Origin of the sequence: Prochlorococcus sp. MIT 0603 (genome assembly GCF_000760215.1) — a bacterium.
Taxonomy (GTDB): Bacteria; Cyanobacteriota; Cyanobacteriia; order PCC-6307; family Cyanobiaceae; genus Prochlorococcus_E.
Genome location: NZ_JNAW01000001.1, coordinates 44,202 through 69,625 on the forward strand (window position 1 = coordinate 44,202; position 25,424 = coordinate 69,625).

Sequence of the window (25,424 nt, forward strand, 5' to 3'; positions counted from 1 at the left end):
AAGATTAAATTAATCATCTATCTGCTTTTGCTTCTATCTATGAGACCAGTTTGTAGGCTGTTTGATTCTGGTCATTTGACAATTTTTTTTTATTTCAACTATCTTCGTGAATGAGAAGTTTACAAGTATAAAATCTTGAATATTGTGAAAATATATTTTTAAATATTTATTGAAATTCAATGTGATTACTTTGATTTGCCTAATTACTTTTATGATTATTAGGTTCTTCTATCACTTGAGATTCAAATTTTTATTAAGAACTAATCTTTCACTCTAATTCTTTTCTTTGGTTTATGGAAAATTATTTTTATCATTCTATAATTAAGAAATTTATTAACCCTTTCACTAGTTTCTTCTCAACTATACCGTTTATTTTTTGTATACTTTTTCCTTTTGGATCAAGAAGCTTCATAGCTCAGGATGAGGGATATTATGCATTGCAAGCTAGATGGATATTAGAGCATTCCAATTGGTTAGCTCCTATGTGGTGGGATACGGTTGTGTTTGATCGTACTATTGCAGTGCAATGGTTAATTGCAACTTCTTATAGTATTTTTGGCCCATCTGTATTTTCAGCACATATACCTTCAATAATTTGTGCAGTTATCTCTTTAATACTTACAGGAAGCATCACAAAAATTCTGTTAGGTAAAAGCCATTATTGGATTAGCACTTTAATATTATGTACTACATATATTTGGGTTGATTATGCACATATGAGCACACAAGATATGCCATTGCTATCTTTAGAATTATTAGGGATATGGTCATTATTAAAGAGTAATAATAAAAGTTCTAGATATTTTTTTATTGTAGGTTTATCTATTGGTATATCATTCTTTTTAAAGAGCGTAATGGTATTAATACCATTATTTTCTATTCTACCTTATGTTTTTTTGTATAGAAGAAATATATTTTATTCATTAGCCTTTTGGTCTTCAATATTTATTAGTTTGCTTCCCTTTATTTTTTGGATTTTGCTTTCTATAAATAAATATAGCTTCACAGAAGTATCCTTATTATGGAATAAAATTTATTATCTATCTTCCAATACTGAATTTACTAAGTCATCTTTATATTACTTTTGGAATATTCCATTAACAACTTTCCCTTGGTCGATATTTTCTCTTATAGGCGTTTCAACTTTTTTAAGGAATTTCAAATCAGAATCTGCTTTTATCCTGTTTATATATCCAATAATTTTCATCCTGCTTTTAACTTGTTTCAGAACTAAAACTCCTTATTACCCTCTTCAAATCACTCCTTTTATTGCAATTAATGCATATTTAGGATTGTTTAAAATCATTGAGGGTAGTAAACCGATAAAAACTTATTTTAAAAGATTAATATCCTTAACTGGAATATTTATTATCATATATTCCAATATTCTACTTATTAATAAAATATACTTTGGATTTACTGGATTTGGACCTTTTAATTTCCTGACCTTATACTTAATATTAACGCTCTTCGGTTTTTGCTTATCATTAACATTTTTTACTTTAAATAATAATCAATTTATCATTTGTTTATTATTGGCACCTCTTATATCATTTAGCATTGCTTCCCAGTCCAATCTATTTACTGATCGAGACCCGCTTTTGCGCAATGCTCTTGAAAATGAGAATCTGATAACCCTTTCAAATAATAATCAAGTTGACTTTCTAATAGAAGACTATCAATTGGAGAATAAGACATTTTCTAAATTAATAAAGTTAGCTCTAAATCAAAGAAAACTAGGATCTAGATTGCCTAATTTAGAGTCCATCAAAAAAGATCATTATGCCTGGATCCCAATTTCTCTTAAACCAAAACTAGATCTATATGGATTAAGGAAAGTTTCACTTTCTTCAGAGTTTGATCCATGGATGTTAGTTCATTTAGAATAATCTATTTCACCTTGTTCTTTATTGTTGTAGAATAAACTATATTCACTCAAGTACCTCTATGAAAAAGGTATATTCTAAACTTTATTATAGAAATCTAAATAGAACATATTATAAGGATCTTGAGTCTATTCATGAATTACTTATCCCTGAAGGACAACGAATATTAGAAATTGGCTGTGGTGTAGGAGATTTACTTTCTTCCTTAAAACCTAGTTATGGTGTTGGAATTGAGTTAGACGATACTGTTGCAAATTTTGCTCGTGAGCGACATCAGAATCTTCAAATATATAATGCAAACGCAGAAAATATATTTCCTAAAGATATCAATACTAATGTACCTTTTGATTTTATCATTATCAATAATACATTAAATATAGTTAATGATGTAAATGTTCTTTTAGAGAGACTTGATGCATTTAGTAATTCTCAAACCAGATTGGTAATTAGTTTTCATAATTGGCTTTGGCAGCCATTACTTAAACTATCTGAAAAGTTAGGTCAGAGGCAACCTCAACCTCCTGAAAGTTGGCTTACACCAGGTGACGTTAGTAACCTCTTGGATATTTCAGGATGGGAAATTTTGAAGCATGGACAAAGATGCTTATTGCCTCGAAACATCCCAATTGTGACATCTTTTGCAAATAGATGGTTAAGCCAGTTGCCTATTATTGAGAATTTATGTGTTACTCATTGGATGGTAGCGAGACCATCACCAGTAAAACATAAAGATTCAAGTATAAGTATTGTTATACCTGCAAGGAATGAATCTGGAAATATTGCTTCAGCAATTAAGAGAATGCCTGATTTTGGCATTCCAACGGAAGTGATTTTTGTAGAAGGTCACTCTAAGGATAATACTTGGGAAGAAATTAATCGTGTTTGTTCAGAATACCAAGGCTCAATATCTTTAGAGAAGTTTAGGCAACAAGGTAAAGGTAAAGCTGACGCAGTTTGGTTAGGTTTTGAGAAAGCAAAAGGAGATATTTTAGTAATTTTAGATGCAGATTTGACTGTCAGGCCTGAGGATATTCCTTTATTTGTAAAAACATTACTCTCTGGTAATGGAGAATTTATCAATGGATGTCGACTTGTATACCCTAGAACTAATGCAGCAATGCCATTATTAAATACTCTTGCTAATAGATTTTTTGCCTCCGTATTTTCTTGGTTGCTTAGACAAAGAATAAAAGACACACTTTGTGGAACCAAAGTTCTTTGGAAGAACGATTATCAGAAGATTAAAGAAGGAAGAAAATATTTTGGTGATTTTGATCCATTTGGTGATTTTGATCTTTTGTTTGGTGCTAGCAAGTTAAATTTGAAAATTGTTGAAGTTCCTATTAGATATCAGGAAAGAATTTATGGTTCTTCAAACATATCCCATATCAAAGAAGGTTTAATTTTAGCAAAAATGTGTTTAATAGCAGCTTTTAAAATGCGCTTTATTCCATAAATGTTGAAGATTAATTGGATAAAACTATTTGTATTTGGATTGCTTTTCTATACGATTTCCTTACTTTGTCTTGCAATTATAGATTTTAATCAAACCCTTTCAATATTACCAATAAAGTTTTGGTTGATTTCATTATTAGTTCCTTTATTAGTCCATTTTATTTTATCTATTAGATGGTTTATTTTTCTAAAATTTTTAGGTTGCCAATTAGTTTATAGAGAATCCTTAGGATTATATCTTCCTGGTTTATCTTTGATTGCGGCTCCTGCTAGATCTGGAGAGGCTATTAGAGGATTATGGCTTGAGAGTCGATTTAGACTTCCTATCGAAATAGGAATCTCGACTACCTTTGTTGAACGGATAGGAGATTTAATTAGTGCTTTACTAATTATATGCTGGTCAGTTTATTTTTCAGATATTTATATAATACCAATTATTTATGTTATTTTTATAACTTTTATTTTTGTTGTTAATCATTTAAAGATTGGTATTTCTATAATAAATTTTTTATTCAACTCTAATCGATTCAATTTTAATTTGAATCAAAACAAATATTTCAGGAAAATATATCGATTATTTAAACAAAGCCGCTTGCTTTCCATGCCTTATCCTCTTTCAATATCTATACTCTTATCTTTAATTGCATGGATTATAGAGTCTTACTTGTTGTATAGCATATTCTCTTATTTGAATATTGATATGTCTTTTAAATATTCAGCTTTAATTAGAACATGTATGGGAATAGGTGGTGTCATATCTTTTTTGCCTGCTGGTTTACTTGCGTCAGAATCTACGGCAATTGGATTATCCATAGCTTTAGGCTCAGGCCGCATCGAAGCCTTGGTTGCAACAATATTCATACGATTATATACATTATTCCTTCCATTTGTTATTGGTTTATTAACTTTTTATATCCAAAAAGACCTTAAATTTTCTAAGTAAATTTATAAAATGAATTTGGCATCTAATTTATTATCTAAAGGACTAATTAAAAATAATAGAAGGGATATTATTCTTCTTTTAAGTTTATGGCTCTTTTCAGTAATTTCAGATCTTATATGGGTGATATTACATCAAGCACCCCCTAGATGGGACCAGGCTTTTCATTTATCAAATCTATATAAGATGTCTTACTTGTTAGAATCTTATGAACTTTTTAATAATAGTTGGTGGCATCAAATCCTTACGGTTACTGATAGTTATCGTGGTCCCCTTACCTATATACTTTCAACTCCAATATTTTTATTATTAGGCTCAACATATAAAGCAGCTATTTTATCAAATAGCGCTTTTAATTTTTTGCTTATCGGTTCTATATACTGTCTAGGTAGATTTATTGGATCTAGAGATATTGCTTTATGGGGATCATTTTTTACTACATTTGCACCTGCATTAGTTACGCAAAGAACTGATTATTTGATTGATTTTAGTTTGACATCAATATTTTCTTGTTGTTGGTTAATCTTAACTATTTGGAATTATAAGTTAAATAAATTAAATCTTATTCTTTCAATTTTAGCAGGTTCTTTTTTAGGCTTGACTTTTTTAGTTAGGCCTACAGGAATCATTTTCCTAATATTTCCATTTTTAATTATACTCTTCAAAATCTTATTTTCTATTATTAAGCGAAATTATTATCCTATAATTAATTCTTTAGTCTTATCTACATCTTTCATTGTAATTATTTATCCCTGGTTCAGTATTAATTGGTTAACTATTTTAACTAATTTAAATAAGGCTAGACAGTGGGGTATATCTTATCAGGAAGGACTTGAAGCTAATACTTTAGGTGGATTTATCTACTACCCATTTTTGATACCAAAAATGATAGGTGCTTCTTTAGTAGGAAGTATCCTGGCTGTTTTCGTTGTTTCTTTAATCTTTAAATATAGATTATCTTTAACAACTTTATATTCTAAAAATACATCTAATAAGAGTATTAGATTATGGCTTTTAAGTTTGCCACTAGGTGGAATAATAATTTGTACTTTAATGACAACAAAAGACTATCGTTTTATATTGCCTCTAATACCTCAATTTTGTATTTTATTAGCCACAACATTAATTTCATTCAATCTAAAGCCCATCTTTAGTAGATACTTCTATAATTTGCTGATATGTATAACATTATTGTCATTTTTATGGAATCAATTTGGAATAGGATTTAATCTTTCTTCTTTTCCATCTAATAAGCCTATTAGGATTGCTCAATGGCCATTAAAATCAATTGTAGAAGAAATCCGAAGAGAAAGTCCAAATCTAATATCTACTTTAGCAGTTTTACCTGATTCACCCTATTTGAATGCCTTTAACTTGGAAGCAGAAGGGCAAAGACAGAATGCACTTGTTTCTGCAAGACAAATAGTTAGTAATATCAATAATATCCAGGAAGATTTAGATAATTTTGATTGGTTTTTAATTAAGACAGGTGATCAGGGAATTATGAGCAATGACAAGCAAATTAAATTGACAAAATTACTCTTAGACTCACCTTCGTTTGTTGTTTTTAGAGAGTGGAACTTGCCAGATGAAAGCAAGGCAATATTGCTAAAAAGAGAACCTTTAAGTGTGATTATTGGAGATGGTAAGTGTAGTATTAATTCTATTAATGTAAATTTCAGTTCTATTCCTGGAGGTTTAAATATTGCACTAAATGGATTTATGAAGCAATTACGAAATCACAGTATAATCTTAGATTTCAAAACTGATAAAAAAACTTTAAATTTCGATCATAGATTAGGTCAGGGAATGATTAAGGGAGAACAAATAAATGATAATAGATGCATCCAAATTTCTCAAAACTTTCAATTAAACATAGATAGTAATATTAATGAAGATTCCCTTAGTCTTCAGCCAAGTGTTAAACTAATTTCAGATAATGGATCCTATACACCTATCTCATATAGTAGAGAACCATTTCTTTACGATTCCTCTAATACTAATATAAGCCTATCAAGCAATAGAATTAATGAGTTATTAAAGATGGGTAAGATGCTTAGGAATGGTAAATTTGATAACTTATTTGATAAAGTCGCTCAAATCAATCAAAGTGATCCTTACCAATTTTATTTATCTGATGCTGAACATATATTTTTATATAGAATACAAGAAGATCCAAGTAATTTAGATTACCTATATTCACTTACTCTTACTCAGGTATTACAACGTAAGGCAAAATTAGCCTCTCATACATTGGCAACTTTGAATTTACTAGATCCTTCTAATGAATATGCATTTTTAGCCAGAGCAATTGTAGAACTATATAGCTTCCATCCTAAAAATTCAATTGAACTTACAGAAACAGTACTTCAACTTTCATCAGACCCTTATATAATCGAAATTGCAAGTTATGTGAAGATTATAGCTAATTTAATCATGCTTAATATAATACCTTTTATAGAATATATTTCATAAGATTTTAGAGGATATACTACTATCTATAAGCTTTAGCATTTTCGAATATAATATAGAATATTTTTATATTAGTTTTTAGTGGTTTTAGGCAATCTATGCAAGTCAATAAAAAAACAGCACTGATTACTGGAATTACTGGTCAGGATGGAAGTTATCTTGCTGAATTGCTTTTATCAAAGGGTTATATAGTGCATGGTATTAAGCGAAGAGCGAGTACTTTCAATACAAATCGAATAGACCATTTATATCAAGACCCTCATGTATCAGAACAAAGTTTGATTCTTCATTATGGCGATTTAACCGATAGCACAAATCTCATTAGGATTGTGCAACAAGTAGAGCCTGATGAGATATATAACCTTGGGGCTCAAAGTCATGTCGCAGTAAGTTTTGAAGCTGCAGAATATACAGCCAACTGTGATGGTTTAGGTACGTTGAGAATTTTAGAAGCTGTTCGTATGTTGGGTCTTTCCAAAAAAACTAAAATTTATCAGGCTAGTACAAGTGAGCTTTATGGATTAGTTCAAGAAACTCCACAAACTGAATCAACACCATTTTATCCTCGTAGTCCTTATGCGGTTGCAAAATTATATGCTTATTGGATAACTGTGAATTATAGAGAAGCTTATGGAATGTACGCATGTAATGGCATTCTTTTCAATCATGAATCTCCTAGAAGAGGTGAGACGTTTGTTACACGGAAAATTACTCGTGGTTTAGCGCGAATAGATGCTGGATTAGATCATTGCTTGTATATGGGCAATCTTGATTCTTTAAGAGATTGGGGTCATGCGAGGGATTATGTTGAAATGCAATGGTTAATGCTTCAACAAGAAACACCAGAAGATTACGTTATAGCAACAGGTCGTCAGGAAAGTGTTAGGCATTTTATTGAGTTAACTGCAAAGGAACTAGGTTGGGGTTCTATTAAATGGGAAGGCAGAGATATTAATGAAATTGGTTTTCGAGAGGATACTGGGCAATTAGTTATACGTATTGATCCCCGTTACTTTCGCCCTGCTGAAGTTGAAACTTTATTAGGTGAAGCTAAAAAAGCCCATCAAAAGTTAGGATGGAAACCGACAACAACTCTTGAGCAAATAGTTTCTGAGATGGTTTCTTTAGATAAACAAGAAGCTGCTAAAGAAGCTTTATTAAACAGTCAAGGTTTCTCAGTCATGAGCCCTGTTGAATCGCCCCCATCTAATTCCACAATTATATAATTTTTTTATAAATTATGATTTCTAATGGCTTGATAAAAAAAGAGGATAAAATTTTTGTTGCTGGGCATAAAGGCATGGCTGGATCTGCTATTTGCCGCTCTTTACTGAATAATGGATTTGAAAATATTTTAACTATTGATCGCAATCAATTAGATTTAACTGACTTTAACAAGGTGAGAAGTTGGTTTTCTAATCACCAGCCAACAATAGTAATTCTTGCTGCAGCAAAAGTAGGTGGGATTGAAGCTAATAGAAGTTATCCTGTAGATTTTATTTTAGATAATATGAAAATACAAAATAATGTCATTGAGAATTCTTGGAAGAATAATGTAAGAAGATTTCTTTTCCTTGGTAGTAGTTGTATTTACCCTAAATCTGCTCCCCAACCTATTAAAGAAGAAAGTTTATTAACCAGTTCCTTGGAGGCAACTAATGAATGGTATGCGATAGCTAAAATTTCAGGTTTAAAGTTATGTCAAGCATTAAGACAGCAATATGGATTTGATGCGATTACTTTAATGCCTACAAATTTGTACGGACCTGGTGATAACTATCATATTCAAAATAGTCATGTTCTACCTGCTTTTATTAGACGATTTTATGAGGCAAAAAATAATGGAGATTCAATTATTGAATGTTGGGGAAGTGGTTCACCTTATAGAGAGTTTCTTCATGTTGACGATTTGGGATCGGCTTGTCTTTTTGCTCTGAATCATTGGGACCCTCAATCATTAAATGCTCCTATTGATTCTTATGGTAAACCTTTAAATTTTTTAAATGTCGGGACTGGTGTGGATATTAGAATCAGTGATTTGGCTCAAGCAGTAGCAAAGGCAGTTGGCTATTTGGGTGAGATCAAGTGGGATAGAACAAAGCCTGATGGAACTCTTAAAAAGCAGTTAGATGTTGCTAATTTATCAAATTTAGGTTGGAAATCTTCTATTTCTTTAGATGAAGGATTAATTAGCACAATTTTAGATTTTAAAGAGCAATTTAAAAATAAGAATGTAAGATTTTGAGTAATGATTGCTTCTTCATTATTTAATTTGATGGGGCCTTCCAGCCCCAATGAATCATTTGGTTGATAAGGCTGATCTCACCTCATCTCCCTTAAAGGGTCAAGCAGCAACAGGGGCTGTTTGACGGGAGAAACTAACGATTTTGTTAGCATTTGTGTTTTAGCTCTAACCGAGCAGGCTTCAGTCATACTCCTTGAATCCCGTCGAAACCATTGCAGCCCCAAATAAATGGAGCTGAGCGGAATCGAACCGCTGTCCGAGAAGCTGGTTTGAATCACCTAGTCCATTCAAAAATGGACATCTCTATTCTGACAGATCTACCAATATCTAGTTCTAAAAAAATATTTCTAAATGACTATGTATTACTTCTTACAATTAATAAATGAATTTATTAGCAGTTTTACCTCAAGGTTTAGAAGAGGCTGGTTCTGTGGAATTGAAGAATCTTGGTGCTACATCTGTTTCTTCTTCTCGTGGAAGTGTCAGATGCAAGGTTGATTTAGCATGTTTTTATCGATTACACCTTCAAGCTCGATTACCATTTCGCTTTCTTAGAGAAATTAGTCAGTTTCCTTGTATTAACCAAGAATCACTCTACACAGGTGTTCAAAATGCTTTTGATTGGTCTAAATGGTTAAAACCTTCGACTAGTTTTAGAGTTGATGTCACTGGAAAAACAGGTGATTTAAACCATAGTCATTTCACAGCTTTACAAGTGAAAAATGCTTTAGTGGATTTACAGCGCAGTATTTGGGGAAAGCGTTCAGATATTAATTTGCATTGTCCAGCTCTTTGCATTCACTTACATCTGTTTTCTGGATATGGAATTTTAAGTTTGGATACCTCTGCCACTAGTTTGCATCGTCGAGGTTATAGAGCTGCTATGGGCATTGCTCCTTTAAAAGAGAATATTGCTGCAGGGTTAATCAAACTTTCCAATTGGAATGATTCTTTGACTTTGTTAGACCCGTTTTGTGGCTCAGCAACATTTTTGTTAGAGGCTGCAAGTATCTCTAGAGGCATTGCCAGTGGATTGAATAGGGAATTTCTCTTTCAAACTTGGCCAGATTTTGATAAATCCTTATGGATCAATGAAAGATCTATTGCAAAAACACTCTTTTTACCTCAAAAAAAGTTGCCTAGAATTGTGGGATATGAGGAGAATCTTCAAATAGCAAATCAAGCCAAAGATAATATTTTAAGTGCTGGTCTTAATAAAGATATTGAAATAATTAGTGCTGATTTTACTAAGATTAGATTTCCTCAATTACCAGGAGTAATTGTTTGTAATCCTCCTTATGGTAAACGAATTGGTAAGTTTAATGATTTGAAGACTTTGTACCAAGAGTTTGGGCAATTTTTAAAAGAATATGCTTCTGGATGGGACCTATGGTTGCTTAATGGCAATGCAAAATTAAGTAATTTTCTAGGAATGAAGTGTTCTAGACGTTTTCCTGTAAGTAATGGAGGGATTGATTGTAGATGGCTACATTACAAAATTCATTGAGTCTTTCCAAAAACAGCTTTTGTGCTTTTAGAGATTCCTTCTAGAGTTTCTGGTAAGTATGGCCCCTTTGTTAAATAACCTCCTAAGCGAAGACTAATTCCAGCTAGTGATACATTAATCAATGCTAAGACAAATAATGCATTCTCTATATTCCAATTAAACGTTGTTTGCATCCAAATTACTAAGATGATCTCTAGTGCTAATAAGGTGAAAAGCATTAAAAGACCTCCCATTGCTAGAAAAATACCTCCACTGATTAGCCTTCTTTTTTCACGATCAACTTCTTTAAGTGCAATTCGGACATGAAGATCCATAATTGAACTTGCTAATGCAGTAACTCTTGCTGCTGCTCCCCCACTTTTAGAGCGATCTTGATCTTGCATTAAGGTCTTCTCCCACCAGAAAGAAGTATTCCTAAAAGTACACCCAAACCAGTTGCTATGCCAATTGCAAGAAGGGGTCTTTGTCTTACAGGCTTTTCAATACGCGGTCTTAGTGTGCTGTTTAATTCATCTAAAAGATCTTCTAATTGTTTTTCTAATGGCTCAAGATTGTCTGCAATGTATTTAGTTTGGTCACTTGCTGAATTGAAAAGATCTTCTAGTTGATTAAGGACTCCATTAGACGTTTTACCTGAATGGGATGAGATGACTTTAACTAATTCATCTAGACTTCCTCGGGTTGCTTCAATTGTTTGTTTTGCTAAATCCGGCCAATTTTCTTGAATTTTTGGCAGCAGCTCATCAAATTGCTCACTAAACCATTGGTTAGAGAGGCTTTGATTTTCAGAGGTTGGAGCGTTCAACGATGCCTGGGCCTCGTAAGATGCGGAATTCTCTGATTCCATAATTTCCAGACTGTTTTACAAAAAAGTAGTGAGCTCTTGGGCTATAAGGAACCCAGCTATTACTTCATTCTTTCAAAGAATAGCGTGGATGCAAGTAACTAACACTTGAAATAAAAGTCAAGTTCTACGATTTCCAGCTTTTTCCTTTGATTTAATAACATTCAGACGTCGTCTTTGATTACATTTATTGCTATATGAAGGCTTCTAGTGCTAAGTATCATCATGTATCTAATTTAGCTATCATGGATGTCGGGTTGTCTGCAATGTTTTTTGCGTCGAATACCGTTCCTACAGATTTTGGTCTAGTTCTAGCAGCTCTTGCAGGGGCTGGCAGCTTGCTTTTAATCGCCTTAAGATTTGTCCCAAGCGATTAAACTATTGCTAAAAAGTCAAAGTCTCATAAAGGAAATCCCCATATAGGGATTTTTCTTGATGCTTTGTAAGTATGAAAATTCTTTGATTTAATTCAGTTAATATTAAGATCTGCTATTTTATTTTAATGATTTAATTTCATTTAAATGTCACTAATAGACAACAATTATGACTTGAGTATGCAATACCAATTTGAACTAGAAACCTTAAAGCGTTCCATTGCAGACTTTAATGACATAGATCTTCTTAAAGAAATATCTATGCAATTATTGGAATTATGTAAGAAAAAAATTATAATATCTAAAATTGCATCGAAACAAATATGAAAATTGATATTAGGAGATTTTATTCATACTTACTTATTATTTTTGCAATCAATTAGAATAGAAAATAATGGAAATAAATACGATCAATAATAGATGGGCGATTCTTCAACACACTCTTTCAAAAGATTCATTAGAAGGCTTGCATTTTGATTTTTTGTTAGAAGATGGTAATTCTTGTAGAACTTGGCGTCTAGCTAGCTTTCCTCATATAGATGGGCCGGTAGTTGAAGCAATTCCTATTGCCCCTCATAAACTTTATTGGTTGCAGATAGAAGAATCTCTTGTTTCAGGTGGAAGAGGTTGGGCAAAATGTATTAGCAGGGGGGAATTTCATGGTTCTTTACCGTTGAATCAGTTGGATTTTTTTTGTATAGAACTTAATAGCACCAGTATGTTTGGCTATTTAGGATTTGGAAATGATAAGTGCAAATTCAGCTCTGATTCAGAAATCGATTTCATTTCAGTACTTAATACTTGAGCTTCTCAGATGTTTCGCTAATCTTTAATTTTAAGAACATTATTCCTGTTGGTTTACATCAATCAGGTGGGTCTAACAAATTTTAAGTCCTTTGGGGGTTCAATGACTATTCCCCTTGAGGAGGGGTTTACTGTCGTTACAGGTCCTAATGGTTCTGGTAAAAGTAATATTCTTGATGGGGTTCTCTTTTGTCTTGGATTAGCTACTAGCAGAGGAATGCGTGCCGAGCGCCTTCCAGATTTAGTTAATAGTGCTGTTTTGCGAGCTGGTAAGTCTTCTGAAACTGTTGTCAGTGTGAGGTTTGATCTAGAAGGATGGTTGCCTGATTCTGCAGAGGAAGGGTTAGAGGCTCCGGAAGAAGGACCCTGGATTAAACCAGGACAAAAGGAATGGACTGTCACTAGGCGTTTGCGAGTAATGCCAGGAGGCTCTTATAGCTCTTCGTATAGCGCCGATGGAGAACCTTGCAATTTGCAGCAACTTCAGACTCAACTTCGGAGGTTAAGGATTGATCCTGAAGGCAGCAACGTCGTTATGCAGGGTGATGTAACAAGAGTTGTTTCCATGAGTAATAAAGACCGTAGAGGTTTAATTGATGAGCTTGCTGGAGTCGCGTTGTTTGATAATCGAATAGAGCAGACACGCTTAAAGTTAGATGATGTTTTTGAGCGTCAGGAAAGATGCCGCATAGTTGAACAAGAGCTTCTTTCATCCAAACAAAGGTTAGAGAAAGATTGTGAAAAGGCCCTGCTCTACAAAGAACTTAAAGAGAAGATGCAAATTGCTAGGAAACAAGAGTCCGTTTTGGTTTTTGAATTAGCTAAACAAGAAAGTAGAAATCTGGCTTTACGTCAAAAGGAATTAATTGAAAAAGAAGTTGTTGATAAACAACTTTTAGAAAAGTCTCAAGTTAGAGTTCAGGATTCAGAGGAGAAGTTAAATAAATTACAAGTTGAAGTAAAAGCTTTGGGTGAAGATAAATTAATTTCAATTCAGGGGGAAATTGCAGGGTTAGATAGCCAAACACGCGAACTAGAAAGACAGGCTATGCAACATAAAAACGAAGGTGAGAAGCTTCAACATGAAAGAAATGAATTAAAAAATCTACAATTGCAATTAAAAGAAGATTCTATGAAGAGAGCAAGCATATTTCCTATTGAGAAACTGGAAATTGCAGAAAAAACTCTTAAAGATGCTCAATCTGCAGTTGAAGTATCACGTAGACGACTTACTGATGTTGCAGGGCGATCAGGCGAATGGGTAGAGAAATATAAAGAGCGCAATTTAATTCGACAGAAGATTCAGATTAAATTGAAACCATTACAAGAAGAGCAACAAGAACTACAGGGAGGTTTATTACAAATTAATGAGCGGTTAGAAGAATTAAATATTGATCATAATAGAGATTTAATAGAAAATCAGAAATTAAATGATGAGTTATTGAATCTTGAAACAGAATGGGACTCTTTATTAAAAATAATTAACAATAAGCAGGTAGAAATAGATAAATATATCTCTGACTTATCTATACAACAAAGAACTAGATTGCGTCTCGAAAATGACCAAGCTAAATTAGAAAAAGATATAGCTCGTCTTGAAAGTCGAAGAGAAACATTACAAGAAAGTAGAGGTACTGGAGCTTTAAGATTATTATTGGAATCAGGCTTAGAAGGAATCCATGGACCTGTAGCTAATTTAGGTGAAGTTGATAAACAATATCGACTTGCTCTTGAGGTAGCAGCTGGAGCAAGGATTGGTCAAATTGTTGTTGATGATGATTCAATTGCGGCTAAATCTATTGAGTTGTTAAAAAAGCGTAAAGCAGGAAGATTGACATTTCTTCCACTTAATAAGATCAAAAACTCTAATTCAAAAAATGTTTTTCAGAGATCAGTAGAACAACATACAAATAATGGATTTATAGGTAAAGCAATAGATCTTATTAAGTTTGAGAGTATTTATAAAGAGGTTTTTAGATATGTTTTTGGAGAAACTTTTGTTTTTAATGATTTAAATACAGCGCGAACTCAACTAGGATCTTTTAGATCTGTAACTCTTGCTGGGGAATTAATAGAGAAGAGTGGTGCGATGACTGGAGGTAGCTTTTTGGCTAGAAGCAGTTCATTAAGTTTTGGCAGTACAAACGAAAATGATGATATTGAGCCTCTTAGAAAACGATTGCTAGAGCTTGGTGAGACACTTGTAACTTCTAAAAAAGAAGAATCTCGTTTGATTCAACTATTAGATGAATCAAGGCCTAAATTAAAAACACTTGAAAAGAGACAAGCTTCTTTAGATGCTCAGCGTTCTACATTTAAACGTTCTAATGCTCCTTTCTTAGATAGACATAATCAACAAAGCGATCGTTTAAATAGCCTTAAAAAATCTAAAGAGGAGAATGAACATCGATTGGTTTTAATTGCAGAAGAAATCGCACCATTTTTGTTTGATTTAGAAAAACTAGATGAAAAAGAAACCCGACCTTTATCTGAAGAACAGAGTGACAATATTAAGCAATTACAAGTAGATCTTGAGTTATCAGAAGTAAGTCTTAGGGATGCAAAAGACGAAAGAGATAATTTGATTAATGAAAAGCGTCATGAAGAATTAGCCTTGGAAAGGCTTGATGATCAACAAAAGTCACTCTTGCAACAAGAAGAGAGATTGCAGGAAGCGGTGAATTTGTTAACTAAGAATCATAAGAATTGGAGAAATGAAAATCAAGCTTTAACCATTCAAAAAGAGAAACTGGAATTGCAAAAGGAAGAATTAGAAAAATCTTTTGGTGAGAAAAGAAGGGCTAGAGATGCTGCTGAATTGCAAGTATCTAGAGATAGACAAAAAGTCCAAGACATTCAATGGAAACTGGAACGATTAAGGGAAGATTTAAAGTCTATGGAAGAAGAAATACGAAGTGGAAATATACGTATTCAAGAATTAGAAAGGCTTCTACCAGACCCTTTGCCAGAAATACCTGAGGAGGTTAGAGAAAACGGTTTAGAGCATCTTCAGAATCATTTGCAAAACTTACAAGAGAGAATTGAGTCTTTAGAACCTGTAAATATGCTTGCTTTAGAAGAGTTGGAAAAGTTAGATATTCGTTTAAATGATCTTGTTCAAAGGCTTGAAGTCTTAACAGAAGAACGTTCGGAATTATTGTTACGTGTTGAAACTGTTGCGACTCTTCGACAAGAGGCTTTTATGGAAGCTTTTCAGGAAGTAGATAAACATTTTAGAGAAATTTTTGCGAGTCTTTCAGAAGGGGATGGACATCTTCAGTTGGAAAATGATGAGAGCCCATTAGATGGTGGTTTGACTTTGGTAGCGCACCCTAAAGGTAAAGCTGTAAGGCGTTTAGCAGCTATGTCAGGAGGGGAAAAATCATTAACTGCTCTTAGCTTCCTTTTTGCATTACAACGTTTTAGGCCTTCTCCTTTTTATGCTTTAGATGAAGTTGATAGTTTTCTGGATGGAGTTAATGTGGAAAGACTTTCATCACTGATTTCAAAACAATCAGAAAATGCTCAATTTATGGTTGTTAGTCATCGACGTCCCATGATAGGAGCTGCTACTCGAACTATTGGTGTCACCCAAGCTAGAGGTTCTAATACACAGGTAGTTGGTTTGCCTTTGGCAGCTTGAAATGAATATGAGCATGTTATGCGTCACAATGATTTGAATAGTCCAAATCTAGATCTCTAGTTTGATCAACACTCAATTTCCTAACGATTTAGGTGACACAGTTCCCAGTGACAGACTCTGGCTTCGCTCAGAGTTGATGGGAACTCAGGTGATTACTCGTGATACAGGGAGGCGCTTAGGTGTTGTTGGAGAGGTTGTTGTTGATATTGATAGGCGAGAAGTTGTAGCACTTGGTCTTAGGGATAATCCTTTAACGAGGTACCTACCTGGACTCCCAAAATGGATGATTCTTGATCGAATTCGTCAGGTTGGAGATGTGATTCTTGTGGATTCCATTGATTCTTTAAGTGAAGATTTCAATCCTGATAGATATAGCAAAGTTATAAATTGCCAAGTGATCACTGAATCTGGAGAACAATTGGGAAGAGTTCTTGGATTTTCATTTGATATTGAAACAGGCGAATTAATTAGTTTGGTTATGGGAGCTCTTGGAGTACCTCTTTTAGGAGAGGGGGTTTTGAGTACTTGGGAAATACCAGTAAATGAAATAGTTAGCAGTGGCGCTGATCGAATTATTGTTTATGAAGGTGCTGAAGAAAAATTAAAACAACTAAGTAGTGGATTACTTGAAAAGATTGGAGTTGGTGGTGCGGCTTGGGATGAAAGAGAAAATGAGCGTTATCGGGTAAATTTAGTTCCAGTTGAGAATCAATTAACTTCAGGAGAAGAAATTCAAGAAAATCAAAGAGCCTTAAAGGCTTCAGAAGACCTTGCTCTTCCTGAGGAAGAGCAAGAATTGGAATATGTGGAGCTAGAAGATCAAAATCAATACTATGAGAAAAAATCAAGATATCTAGAAGATATTAACCCTCCAAAATCTACTGATTTTGGAAACTCTTATGTTAGGAATAATGATCAATTTGACTTCTCTCAGGGAAATAATTTTTCAAATAATATTCCTGAATCAAAATCTAATCTATCAAGATTAAACAACGGGAATACTCGAAAATCTTTGATTAATTCAGATGATCCTTTAGATATTGAGCCTATCAAATTAGAAAGAATTGATAGGCAGAGTATAGACTCTGAAGAAGAAGCTACAAATAACTTAGAGATAGAGGATCCTTGGTAGAAAATATATAAGGCGTTTATTCAATTAATAATTTATCTATTAGATAATTAATTTCTTTAATCATTAGCTTTATGGCACCAGGCTTACCTCTTAATGACATTAAGTCTTCTTTTTGACCTTCAAGTCTTGTAGGTGAATTGATCCATTCTTCTGCTTCGCGTGCAATATCAATTGGTTCAAACTTGCCAATTCTTTCAGGTACAATCATTTTTTTTGCTGTTATATTTGGCCATGCCATATATCTTTTGCCACGCATTCTCCATAAGCTAATTAATAATCCTAAACACCATTTTAATATAGGTAATCTTGCAATTATTCCAATAAAACCATCCCAAGCTTCCATCACATTTAAATGCTGTGTTGGGACAACGACGATCATGGGTATCCCTAAAGCACCTAACTCTGCTGTATTAGCTCCAATTGTGGTTATTGCTAAATTACATTGACTGATCAAATTGTGTGCAGGGTATTCTTCGATTAAATGAATCTCAGTTTTCATTTGGGTAATGATTTTCTTCCAGGGAAAATTTTGACTTCCAGTTTTTATATATTGGATTTTAGATTTGTATTGTTTTGCAATTGAATTCTCAGGACCATTAAAAAAGACTATTTCTTCTATATTCGTTGTTGGTGCAATAGGAATCAGCAAATTACATTCTGGAATTATTTTCTTTATATGATCTGCCATTTCAAGGAAAAATGGTATTCCTATAGAAAGTTTTGCTTTTTTTGAGCCAGGTAAGATTGCTATCCATTTACCTTTTGGAAGTGGATTACTCTTGGTGGCATTTTCTGGAATATCTGCCATTAAATCCCCTACCACCACGCAACGTTTCTGTAACTTTTTGGGTAAAAGAGATTTTACTTTAGGAGACATGGCTGCAATTCGATCATTCCAAAAAGGCCATCTTGCAATCCATTCCGCATACGTAATATTTTTATATTTAAGTCTTGCCGCTAGTAATACACTCCAAAATTGATCTCCTCCTAAAAACACTACGACACCTTTGGAAGGCCAAAATCCATATTTTCTAGGATTGATTAAGAGTTTCCAGAAACTCTTGGCAGTAGATACTTGTTCAAAAACTTCCCATTTTTCAGCAAGTTCCTTTTCCCTTCCTGTTGAATTTGGACAGGGTACTAAAACTAATCTCAGGCTAATTAATGAGTTTTTCTTGTATGAGCTGAGACATAAAGTTTCGTGTAATTTTTCTGCAAGAGGTTTCACCCATGTCGTTAACTCTCCAGGCCCATTTGAGACCATCACTACTACAAGAGCAGGATCTTTTGATGTAGTTGATTTTATTGAATTCAATTTTTTGATTATGCGGATGGCGAGACTTGAACTCGCAAGGCCTAAGCCACACGCTCCTTAGACGTGCGTGTCTACCAATTCCACCACATCCGCAATCGAAACAAAGTTATGAACTAAGTCAAAGATGATCATATACGGTATAGCTTTACTAAGTATGGGTCTAAGCACTGATAAAATCTTTTTATATCATTCAAAATCTTGAGTGTCACTAGGCAAAGTACTTATAGCTAATCGTGGCGAAATTGCCTTAAGAATACTCCGCAGTTGCAGGGAGTTAGGCATAGCAACAGTTGCTGTTTATAGCACGACTGATCGAAATGCATTACATGTTCAACTTGCTGATGAAGCCGTATGTGTTGGTGATTCTCCTAGTAATAAAAGCTATTTGAATGTTCCCAATATTCTCGCTGCTGCAACTTCTAGGGGGGTAGATGCCATCCATCCAGGTTATGGTTTCCTTGCGGAAAATGATCGTTTTGCTGAGATTTGCTCCGATCATGGAATTGTGTTTGTAGGTCCATCTCCCCATGCGATTAGGTCGATGGGTGATAAGGCAACTGCTAAATCAACAATGGAGGCGGTCGGGGTCCCAACAGTGCCTGGTAGTAAAGGTTTATTAGCTAACTGGGAGGATGCTGCTTCTCTTGCTACTGAGATGGGCTATCCAGTCATGATCAAGGCAACTGCAGGAGGCGGCGGAAGGGGCATGAGGCTGGTACAGGCGCCTGAATCTATTGAGGATCTTTTTAAGGCTGCTCAAGGCGAATCAGAAGCAGCTTTTGGAAATGGTGGTTTGTATATGGAGAAGTTTATCGATAAGCCTCGACATGTAGAGGTCCAGATTTTGGCAGATAGTTTTGGAAATGTTGTTCATTTAGGAGAAAGAGATTGTTCTATTCAAAGAAGACACCAGAAATTATTGGAAGAATCTCCTAGCCCAGCTTTAGATAGTGAATTGCGCGTACGTATGGGCGAGGCAGCAGTATCAGCTGCAAAAAGCATTAAATATGAAGGAGCAGGAACAGTTGAATTTCTTTTAGATCGTTCAGGGAATTTTTATTTTATGGAAATGAATACTCGCATTCAAGTTGAACATCCTGTTACAGAAATGGTTACAGGAGTTGATTTAGTTGCTGAACAACTGCGAATAGCTGGTGGGGAATCTATTTCTTTTAAGCAAGATGATATAAGACTTAATGGCCATGCTATTGAATGCAGGATTAATGCTGAAGATGCATCTCATAATTTTCGCCCTTCACCTGGACGAATTACAGGATGGTTGCCTCCTGGAGGACCTGGTGTAAGAGTGGATAGCCATGTTTATACGGGTTATGATATCCCACCTTTTTATGATTCTTTAATAGGAAAATTGATTGTATGGGGACAAGATCGTGAAACAGCTTTAAAACGCATGAAAAGAGCCTTAAATGAATGCGCTGTGACAGGAATACCCACAACTATTGATTTCCACTTGGAATTACTTGATCGCCATGAATTTCTTAAAGGGGACGTTCATACAAAGTTTGTAGAGCAGGAAATGCTTAATTGAATTAGGTCCAGTTTGAACTTCAATTTACTTGATTTAGTAATATTTGAGAGATTATTCCTTGAGGACCAACTAATAATTCTCTACTAAGGCTAATGATGCCAAACCAGATTACAGGCGTTATATCTACGCCACCAATTGGTGCAATAAAGCGCCTTGTGTTCGCTAAAAAAATTTCGGTAGGTATGAAAAAAATAAGCCAAAAACCCTTGTGAATCTTGACTTGTGGATACCAGGTAAGCACTATTCTCATTAAGAATGCCAAAGTCCAGGCTGCTAAGAGCAAACCTGTCAAAAAATGGATTGTTGGAAGTGCTTCTATCAAGATTGGCGTCACAAAGCTCTAAGCATCTGTACATCTATCGTATAAAAATGCTTTTACTTCGTAAGATTGTAGTGCTTTTGCTTTTAAAAGAGCTGTAATGGCTTTTCATTTGTCAAATCTTCTTTTTGGTGCTGCAGTTTCTAATCAAGCTGCTACCAATTCAGCTATCGGCATGATTGGGAGTTTTATTGCTGCCGCCGCTTTAATAGTTGTTCCCGCAGCCTTTGTTTTGATTTGGGTGTCACAAAAAGATGCTCTTCAACGAGGACGCTAGGACTAGGCAATTCGTGCTTATTTCTTAGACTGATGTAAACGAGTTGGATTTCCAATCGTTTACTAGATGTTTCGTGGAGCTTTATTTTGGTCAATGCCAGTCTGAATTGGGCCAGCATTGTAGGTATAGCCTTAGCCATTTGTGGTGGAGGTCTATATTTCTTGCGATCATTTAAGCCAGCTCTTGCGCGAGATTACGATGTATTTTTTGCTGCAATAGGCTTGCTTTGCGGTGGAATACTTTTTTTTCAAGGATGGCGTCTTGACCCAATTCTTCAATTTGGTCAATTTTTACTTGCAGGAACCACAGTATTTTTTGCATATGAGAGTGTTCGATTAAGGGGTATTTCTACAGATCAAGCAAGGCGTTCTTCTTATTTCGATGATGAGTTTGATTCACCTTCTAGATCTAATCCTGGGTTTAGATCTAGAGGTGATGATGATTTTGACCAGTTTCAAGAAGTGGAGCCTATCAGTAGAAGGTTTGCAAATAGAGAGTCTTCAGATTATGAATCAGATGACGATGATTTTTATAGATCAAGAAGAACTTCACGAGCAGCAATTCCTGAACAAGCTGCAAGCAGGAGAATTAGAACGCGACGAGATTCTGTAAAGCCTGAATCCAGAGAATCTAGAAGAAGGGATAGGTTTAGCAATAATAATTATGAAGACGACGCTGTTAGAAGATCTAATTTCGGAGATCGACGAAATTATAGACAAGAAGAAAAGAGGGGCAGTAGGCCAAGGCCAAACTCGCAGACTTCAAGAGGAACAATAGATGGTAGAGATAAAGAAAGAAATACTAAATCTAATAATAGAACTTTTGTAGATTCTTCAGTTAGATCAGATAGATACGGTTCTCCAAAGGGCACGCCCATTTCCAATAAGGCTGAAGAAGCAGCTTTTAGGCCTTCTTCTTCATCTAAGTCAGTGAGGAGAAACGTTGACAACACAGAACCCTCTGATAGAAGAAGGTATTCAGGTGAGAACGATAGAAAACAAAGATCCCCCAGACAGAATTCAATACCTAGAGACAATAGTTCTAGGTTTGATGATTAATTAAAAGGCTTAAGAATGCTTTCTCTGTTCCTATTAAGGAATTAACCCAGCCCAATGAAGGAAACCCATATGACTAAGAACCTCTATTAGCAAAATCGCTGTAAATCCAATCATTGCAAATCTTCCATTTACTCTTTCTGCATAAGAACTCCATCCAAATGAAGGAATATCAGGAGTTGTTGCACTTGGAGTGTTATCTACTTCGCTCTTTTCATTGTTAATTTCTTGAGCGTTTTTGTTAGAGGATTCCAAGTTGGATGATTCTGGATTGTTTGAGTTCATGGAATCAAATTAAGATTTTTTTTCAAATGCATAGCTGGAGGATGGCTGTAAACGCCATGAACCATTCCCTGTAAGTTCGAGAACAGATTCATGGAAGTCTAAAAGTGTTGGTCTATGGCCAACACTTATGACAGCTAGATCTCTTTTCTTTAACAGACTATATAAGTGCTCTTCTGTATTTATATCTAAAGCACTTGTTGCTTCATCTAAAACTGCAAATCTTGGTGAATTCAAAAGTAATCTTCCGAATGCTAATCTTTGCTGCTCTCCTAGTGAAAGGATTCGTGGCCAATCTTGTTTGATAGTTAAATCAGGATACCGATCTATAAGTGATGCAAGATTTACTTCTTTTAGGACTGATCTAAGATGGTCGTCACTAAATTTACTTTGATCTGTTGGATAACATAATTGTTCTCGAAGAGAGCCAAGGAGCATATATGGTTTTTGAGGGATAAACAATAGATCCCCTTGCTTTGGTCGATCAATATTTCCATTACTGGGCTTCCATAAACCACTAATCATTCTTAGTAATGATGTTTTTCCGCACCCTGAAGGACCTACAACTAGCAAACTATCATTTTGATTGATGTTGAGACTTAAATCTAAGATTATTTGTTTGTCACTTCCTGGTGGATTTAGGTCTGCATTTTTTATAATTATAGAATCACTTGCTAATTCCAAATCGTTTTGATTTGGAATGATTTGATTGCTTACTTTTTCTACTTTTGATTGGAAACCTTCTAGCCTACTAATACCAGCAGTAAATTTTGCTAACTCTTCAATTTGATTTACTACAAAAAATAATGATCCTTCCACCATTCCAAAAGCAAAACTTGCTTGAATAAATCTTCCATAATCAATCTCACCTGCAAAATATGGAATAGCCATAATTAAATATGGAAAGAAATTACCGGCATAATTTATTGATCTTCTCATTACATCAATAATTACTCTCCAAATAATCAGGAGGTTAAAGTTATCAACTACTTCAGAAAGTCTTCTTTGTGTCTCTGCCTTTTCAGGCTTTTCTCCCGAATAGAAAGCAATGGATTCTGCATTATCTCTAATATGGACTAAACCGTATCTAAAATCAGCTTCGTATCTAAGTTGATCAAAATCAATCCGTACAAGATTCTTTCCTGCAATAAGTAATATACTGGTTGCAAACGCTGCATAAGTAAAAAGAGACAAGGTGAGTGTTTTACTTATAGTCCACAAAATAATAATATTTAATGAGAAAGTCAGTAATGCATCAAATATTCCTAAAGTAAACGATAGACTTTGTCCTGTAAAAGCTCTTGTATCATCTGTAATACGTTGGTCAGGATTGTCTACATCAGTTTCTTCTTCATCATTTGGGTTTAGAATATAATATGCTTTATTTTTCATATAATCTGAAATTAGACTTTTAGATAGCCATTCTCTCCATATCAGTCCTAGCTTATATGTGAAAAATATTTGTGAAACTCTTATTGGTAAAGCGACTATAAAACAAAAAGCATAAATCCATAATATTTTATAAAATCCAGACTCTTGTTTTTCTACTAATGCATTTGTGAGATCTCTTGCTATAAAACCAATACCAGCATTTATTCCATTGACAGCTAAAAGCATTATTACAATAATTCCAAGGAAAGACCAGTGAATCCATTTCTTATTACGTAGCTCATGTCTATAATTAAAGAATGATATACTTCCAATTAAAAATATTCCTATAAAGAAAACTCCCCACCAACTTGACCATATTGAATCTACTATTCCAACTACACCGCCAAAATATTTTTCTAATAAAATAGGTTGTATTTTTTCAAATAATTCTATTAAACCAGTTAATAAAATAAGAACTATTCCTCCTACACAAAATAAAAGTGATATAAGAAGCCATATAAAAGTCCAACCACTATTATGTTCGAGTGGAAGAAAAAAGGGCTGAGCTAATTTTCTTAAACTACCTAGTTGATCTTTTAGGGTTTTATGATTAGAAATGCTTTGTTCTGTCATGGCAATATAAGCAATGTTTATCCTTGTAAGAACCTATTTAATCCAATTCTATTATTCATTGCTTGCGAATGTTAACTAAAAGCTTCAAATTCTCATCAAATTTTTTTATTTAATATTGTTTGAACTTCAGAATCCATTTGTTAGAGGGTTTTTAGTCATTGTTTTCATTTTCGAAGTATCTAGAAAACTTTTATCTTGGGCTCCTTGTGTATTTGAGATTATCCTGGTGGCCAATTTAATTCACGTCCTCCAATGATATGTATATGGAGGTGAAAGACTGTTTGTCCGGCTTTTTCACCTGTGTTTATTACTGTTCTCCAATTGCTTAATCCTTCCTTTTTAGCAATTTGTGCAGATACAAGAAGTAAGTGGCCAAGTAATTCTTTATCTTCATCTTGTACTTCACGAAGACTACTGATTTTTTTTCTTGGTATTATCAGAATATGTACCGGAGCTTGTGGTTGGATATCTTTAAATCCAATACAGCTTGAATCGCTGTAAATTTGATCACATGGAATTTCTCCATTCAAAATTCTGCTAAAGATTGTTTCTTCAGTCATAAGAAACTTTTTTATCTAACTTTTAGATTCTATAGTTTTTAAAAAGTTTTGACTTGTTAGATTCAATTAAGAATTTATTTGTAATCAAATGTGCAATATAAAGATTTTACTTAGAAAAACTCATGCTAAATTATGTTATTGCAATCACATCTTTAGCTTGGAATCCATTATCTTTTAATTCCTTTTTTAATTCAGTTTGATTGGTTACTCTATCTACAAATAATACTCCATCTAAATGATCCATTTCATGTTGAATACACCTTGCAAGTAATCCATCAGGGCTTATTTTTTTTGGCCGCCCCATCTCATCTCTAAAATTAACTTTAATGGAAGATGGCCTAATGACATCAAGGTATACGCCTGGAATACTTAAACAACCTTCTTCATATGTATCTATAGAAGCACTAAATTCTGTAATTTCAGGGTTAATGAGAATAATTGGGGGAGTAGTTGAATTTTCGATATCTAAATCTATTACTAAGAGCTGCTTGTGTATTCCTACTTGAGGTGCTGCCAATCCAATTCCTTTAGCAGAATACATACTATGGAGCATTTGTTTTACTAGATCTCTAATAGACGAATCAACCTTGCTGATTCTTTGGGCTGATTGACGTAAAACCGAGTTTCCTAGAGTATGTATCTTTAGTTCAGGAGTATCCAGTGGCTTTTTGGAAACATCATTAGATGTTCGTTGCTTTTCAGCATTAATTGCAAGCTGTGTAAAAGTGCGAGCCAAGGAGCTTATTTGGAACTCATATGAA

Annotated in this window: 22 protein-coding genes and 1 tRNA gene; 14 read left to right on the forward strand and 9 right to left on the reverse strand. The window is 34.1% G+C overall.

Annotated features, from left to right (window positions below; all coding sequences use genetic code 11):
• Nucleotides 1-437: 437 nt before the first annotated feature.
• The 7 genes from EV07_RS00210 to EV07_RS00240 all read left to right on the forward strand — a co-directional run bounded on the left by EV07_RS00210 (nt 438) and on the right by EV07_RS00240 (nt 10,505).
• Nucleotides 438-1,889: an ArnT family glycosyltransferase gene (locus tag EV07_RS00210; protein WP_193742685.1), complete on the forward strand. Its 1,452-nt coding sequence runs from the start codon at nt 438-440 to the stop codon at nt 1,887-1,889.
• A gap of 58 nt (nt 1,890-1,947) precedes the next feature.
• Nucleotides 1,948-3,342 carry a glycosyltransferase gene (locus EV07_RS00215; RefSeq protein WP_036916358.1) on the forward strand — a complete coding sequence of 465 codons (1,395 nt, stop codon included), beginning with the start codon at nt 1,948-1,950 and terminating at the stop codon, nt 3,340-3,342.
• Nucleotides 3,343-4,284, forward strand: coding sequence for a lysylphosphatidylglycerol synthase transmembrane domain-containing protein (locus EV07_RS00220; protein WP_036916359.1), 942 nt, complete (start codon nt 3,343-3,345; stop codon nt 4,282-4,284). It begins immediately after the preceding gene.
• Between the two features lie 9 nt (nt 4,285-4,293).
• Complete coding sequence (locus EV07_RS00225; protein WP_036916360.1) at nt 4,294-6,756, forward strand: hypothetical protein; 2,463 nt, start codon at nt 4,294-4,296, stop codon at nt 6,754-6,756.
• Nucleotides 6,757-6,851: 95 nt separating this feature from the next.
• Nucleotides 6,852-7,979 (forward strand): GDP-mannose 4,6-dehydratase, encoded by a 1,128-nt coding sequence (gmd, locus tag EV07_RS00230; protein WP_036916361.1) that lies wholly within the window; start codon nt 6,852-6,854, stop codon nt 7,977-7,979.
• A 14-nt stretch (nt 7,980-7,993) separates the two neighbouring features.
• Nucleotides 7,994-8,998, forward strand: a complete 1,005-nt coding sequence (locus EV07_RS00235; protein ID WP_036916362.1) for a GDP-L-fucose synthase family protein — start codon at nt 7,994-7,996, stop codon at nt 8,996-8,998.
• Between the two features lie 382 nt (nt 8,999-9,380).
• Nucleotides 9,381-10,505: a THUMP domain-containing class I SAM-dependent RNA methyltransferase gene (locus EV07_RS00240; RefSeq protein WP_036916363.1), complete on the forward strand. Its 1,125-nt coding sequence runs from the start codon at nt 9,381-9,383 to the stop codon at nt 10,503-10,505.
• On the opposite strand, the gene EV07_RS00245 is transcribed toward EV07_RS00240, so the two are convergent.
• Nucleotides 10,499-10,888 (reverse strand): phage holin family protein, encoded by a 390-nt coding sequence (locus EV07_RS00245; RefSeq protein WP_036916364.1) that lies wholly within the window; start codon nt 10,886-10,888, stop codon nt 10,499-10,501. The two genes, EV07_RS00240 and EV07_RS00245, sit on opposite strands and share 7 nt — an antisense overlap.
• Nucleotides 10,888-11,352, reverse strand: a complete 465-nt coding sequence (locus EV07_RS00250) for a glycine zipper domain-containing protein (protein WP_036916365.1) — start codon at nt 11,350-11,352, stop codon at nt 10,888-10,890. Before EV07_RS00250 ends, EV07_RS00245 begins: the two co-directional genes overlap by 1 nt.
• Nucleotides 11,353-11,594: 242 nt before the next feature.
• Between EV07_RS00250 and EV07_RS10095 the strand changes: the two genes are divergently transcribed.
• From EV07_RS10095 to EV07_RS00275, 4 genes are all read left to right on the forward strand, one after another.
• Nucleotides 11,595-11,726, forward strand: coding sequence for a hypothetical protein (locus tag EV07_RS10095; RefSeq protein ID WP_152557507.1), 132 nt, complete (start codon nt 11,595-11,597; stop codon nt 11,724-11,726).
• A 391-nt stretch (nt 11,727-12,117) separates the two neighbouring features.
• Nucleotides 12,118-12,528 carry a hypothetical protein gene (locus EV07_RS00265; protein ID WP_052043812.1) on the forward strand — a complete coding sequence of 137 codons (411 nt, stop codon included), beginning with the start codon at nt 12,118-12,120 and terminating at the stop codon, nt 12,526-12,528.
• 48 nt (nt 12,529-12,576) lie between these two features.
• On the forward strand, nt 12,577-16,170 hold the full coding sequence (gene smc, locus EV07_RS00270; protein WP_036916368.1) for a chromosome segregation protein SMC: 3,594 nt from the start codon (nt 12,577-12,579) through the stop codon (nt 16,168-16,170).
• A 61-nt stretch (nt 16,171-16,231) separates the two neighbouring features.
• A complete protein-coding gene (locus EV07_RS00275; protein ID WP_036916369.1) occupies nt 16,232-17,302 on the forward strand; it encodes a PRC-barrel domain-containing protein in 1,071 nt (356 codons plus the stop codon).
• 16 nt (nt 17,303-17,318) lie between these two features.
• Here the strand turns inward: EV07_RS00275 and EV07_RS00280 are convergent, their stop codons facing one another.
• Nucleotides 17,319-18,617: a glycosyl transferase gene (locus EV07_RS00280; RefSeq protein WP_152557506.1), complete on the reverse strand. Its 1,299-nt coding sequence runs from the start codon at nt 18,615-18,617 to the stop codon at nt 17,319-17,321.
• Between the two features lie 11 nt (nt 18,618-18,628).
• Nucleotides 18,629-18,710, reverse strand: a tRNA-Leu gene (locus tag EV07_RS00285).
• Nucleotides 18,711-18,819: 109 nt separating this feature from the next.
• Between EV07_RS00285 and accC the strand changes: the two genes are divergently transcribed.
• A complete protein-coding gene (gene accC, locus EV07_RS00290; protein WP_036916370.1) occupies nt 18,820-20,166 on the forward strand; it encodes an acetyl-CoA carboxylase biotin carboxylase subunit in 1,347 nt (448 codons plus the stop codon).
• A gap of 19 nt (nt 20,167-20,185) precedes the next feature.
• On the opposite strand, the gene EV07_RS00295 is transcribed toward accC, so the two are convergent.
• The gene (locus tag EV07_RS00295; RefSeq protein ID WP_036916371.1) at nt 20,186-20,500 is read right to left on the reverse strand and encodes a YggT family protein; all 315 of its coding nucleotides are present in this window, start codon (nt 20,498-20,500) and stop codon (nt 20,186-20,188) included.
• 85 nt (nt 20,501-20,585) lie between these two features.
• On the opposite strand from EV07_RS00295, the gene psbX reads away from it, so the two are divergent.
• Together psbX and EV07_RS00305 are read left to right on the forward strand one after the other, a co-directional pair.
• On the forward strand, nt 20,586-20,762 hold the full coding sequence (gene psbX / locus EV07_RS00300; RefSeq protein WP_036916372.1) for a photosystem II reaction center X protein: 177 nt from the start codon (nt 20,586-20,588) through the stop codon (nt 20,760-20,762).
• Nucleotides 20,763-20,848: 86 nt separating this feature from the next.
• Nucleotides 20,849-21,820, forward strand: coding sequence for a Ycf66 family protein (locus EV07_RS00305; protein ID WP_036916373.1), 972 nt, complete (start codon nt 20,849-20,851; stop codon nt 21,818-21,820).
• Nucleotides 21,821-21,853: 33 nt separating this feature from the next.
• Here the strand turns inward: EV07_RS00305 and EV07_RS00310 are convergent, their stop codons facing one another.
• The 4 genes from EV07_RS00310 to def form a co-directional block, all read right to left on the reverse strand.
• Nucleotides 21,854-22,102, reverse strand: a complete 249-nt coding sequence (locus tag EV07_RS00310; RefSeq protein WP_081936906.1) for a chlorophyll a/b-binding protein — start codon at nt 22,100-22,102, stop codon at nt 21,854-21,856.
• Nucleotides 22,103-22,111: 9 nt separating this feature from the next.
• Nucleotides 22,112-24,103, reverse strand: coding sequence for an ABC transporter ATP-binding protein/permease (locus EV07_RS00315; RefSeq protein ID WP_036916374.1), 1,992 nt, complete (start codon nt 24,101-24,103; stop codon nt 22,112-22,114).
• Between the two features lie 218 nt (nt 24,104-24,321).
• On the reverse strand, nt 24,322-24,663 hold the full coding sequence (locus EV07_RS00320; protein ID WP_036916375.1) for a histidine triad nucleotide-binding protein: 342 nt from the start codon (nt 24,661-24,663) through the stop codon (nt 24,322-24,324).
• Nucleotides 24,664-24,793: 130 nt separating this feature from the next.
• Entirely contained in the window at nt 24,794-25,399 is a 606-nt protein-coding gene (gene def, locus EV07_RS00325; RefSeq protein WP_036916376.1) for a peptide deformylase, read from the reverse strand.
• Nucleotides 25,400-25,424 lie beyond the last annotated feature (25 nt).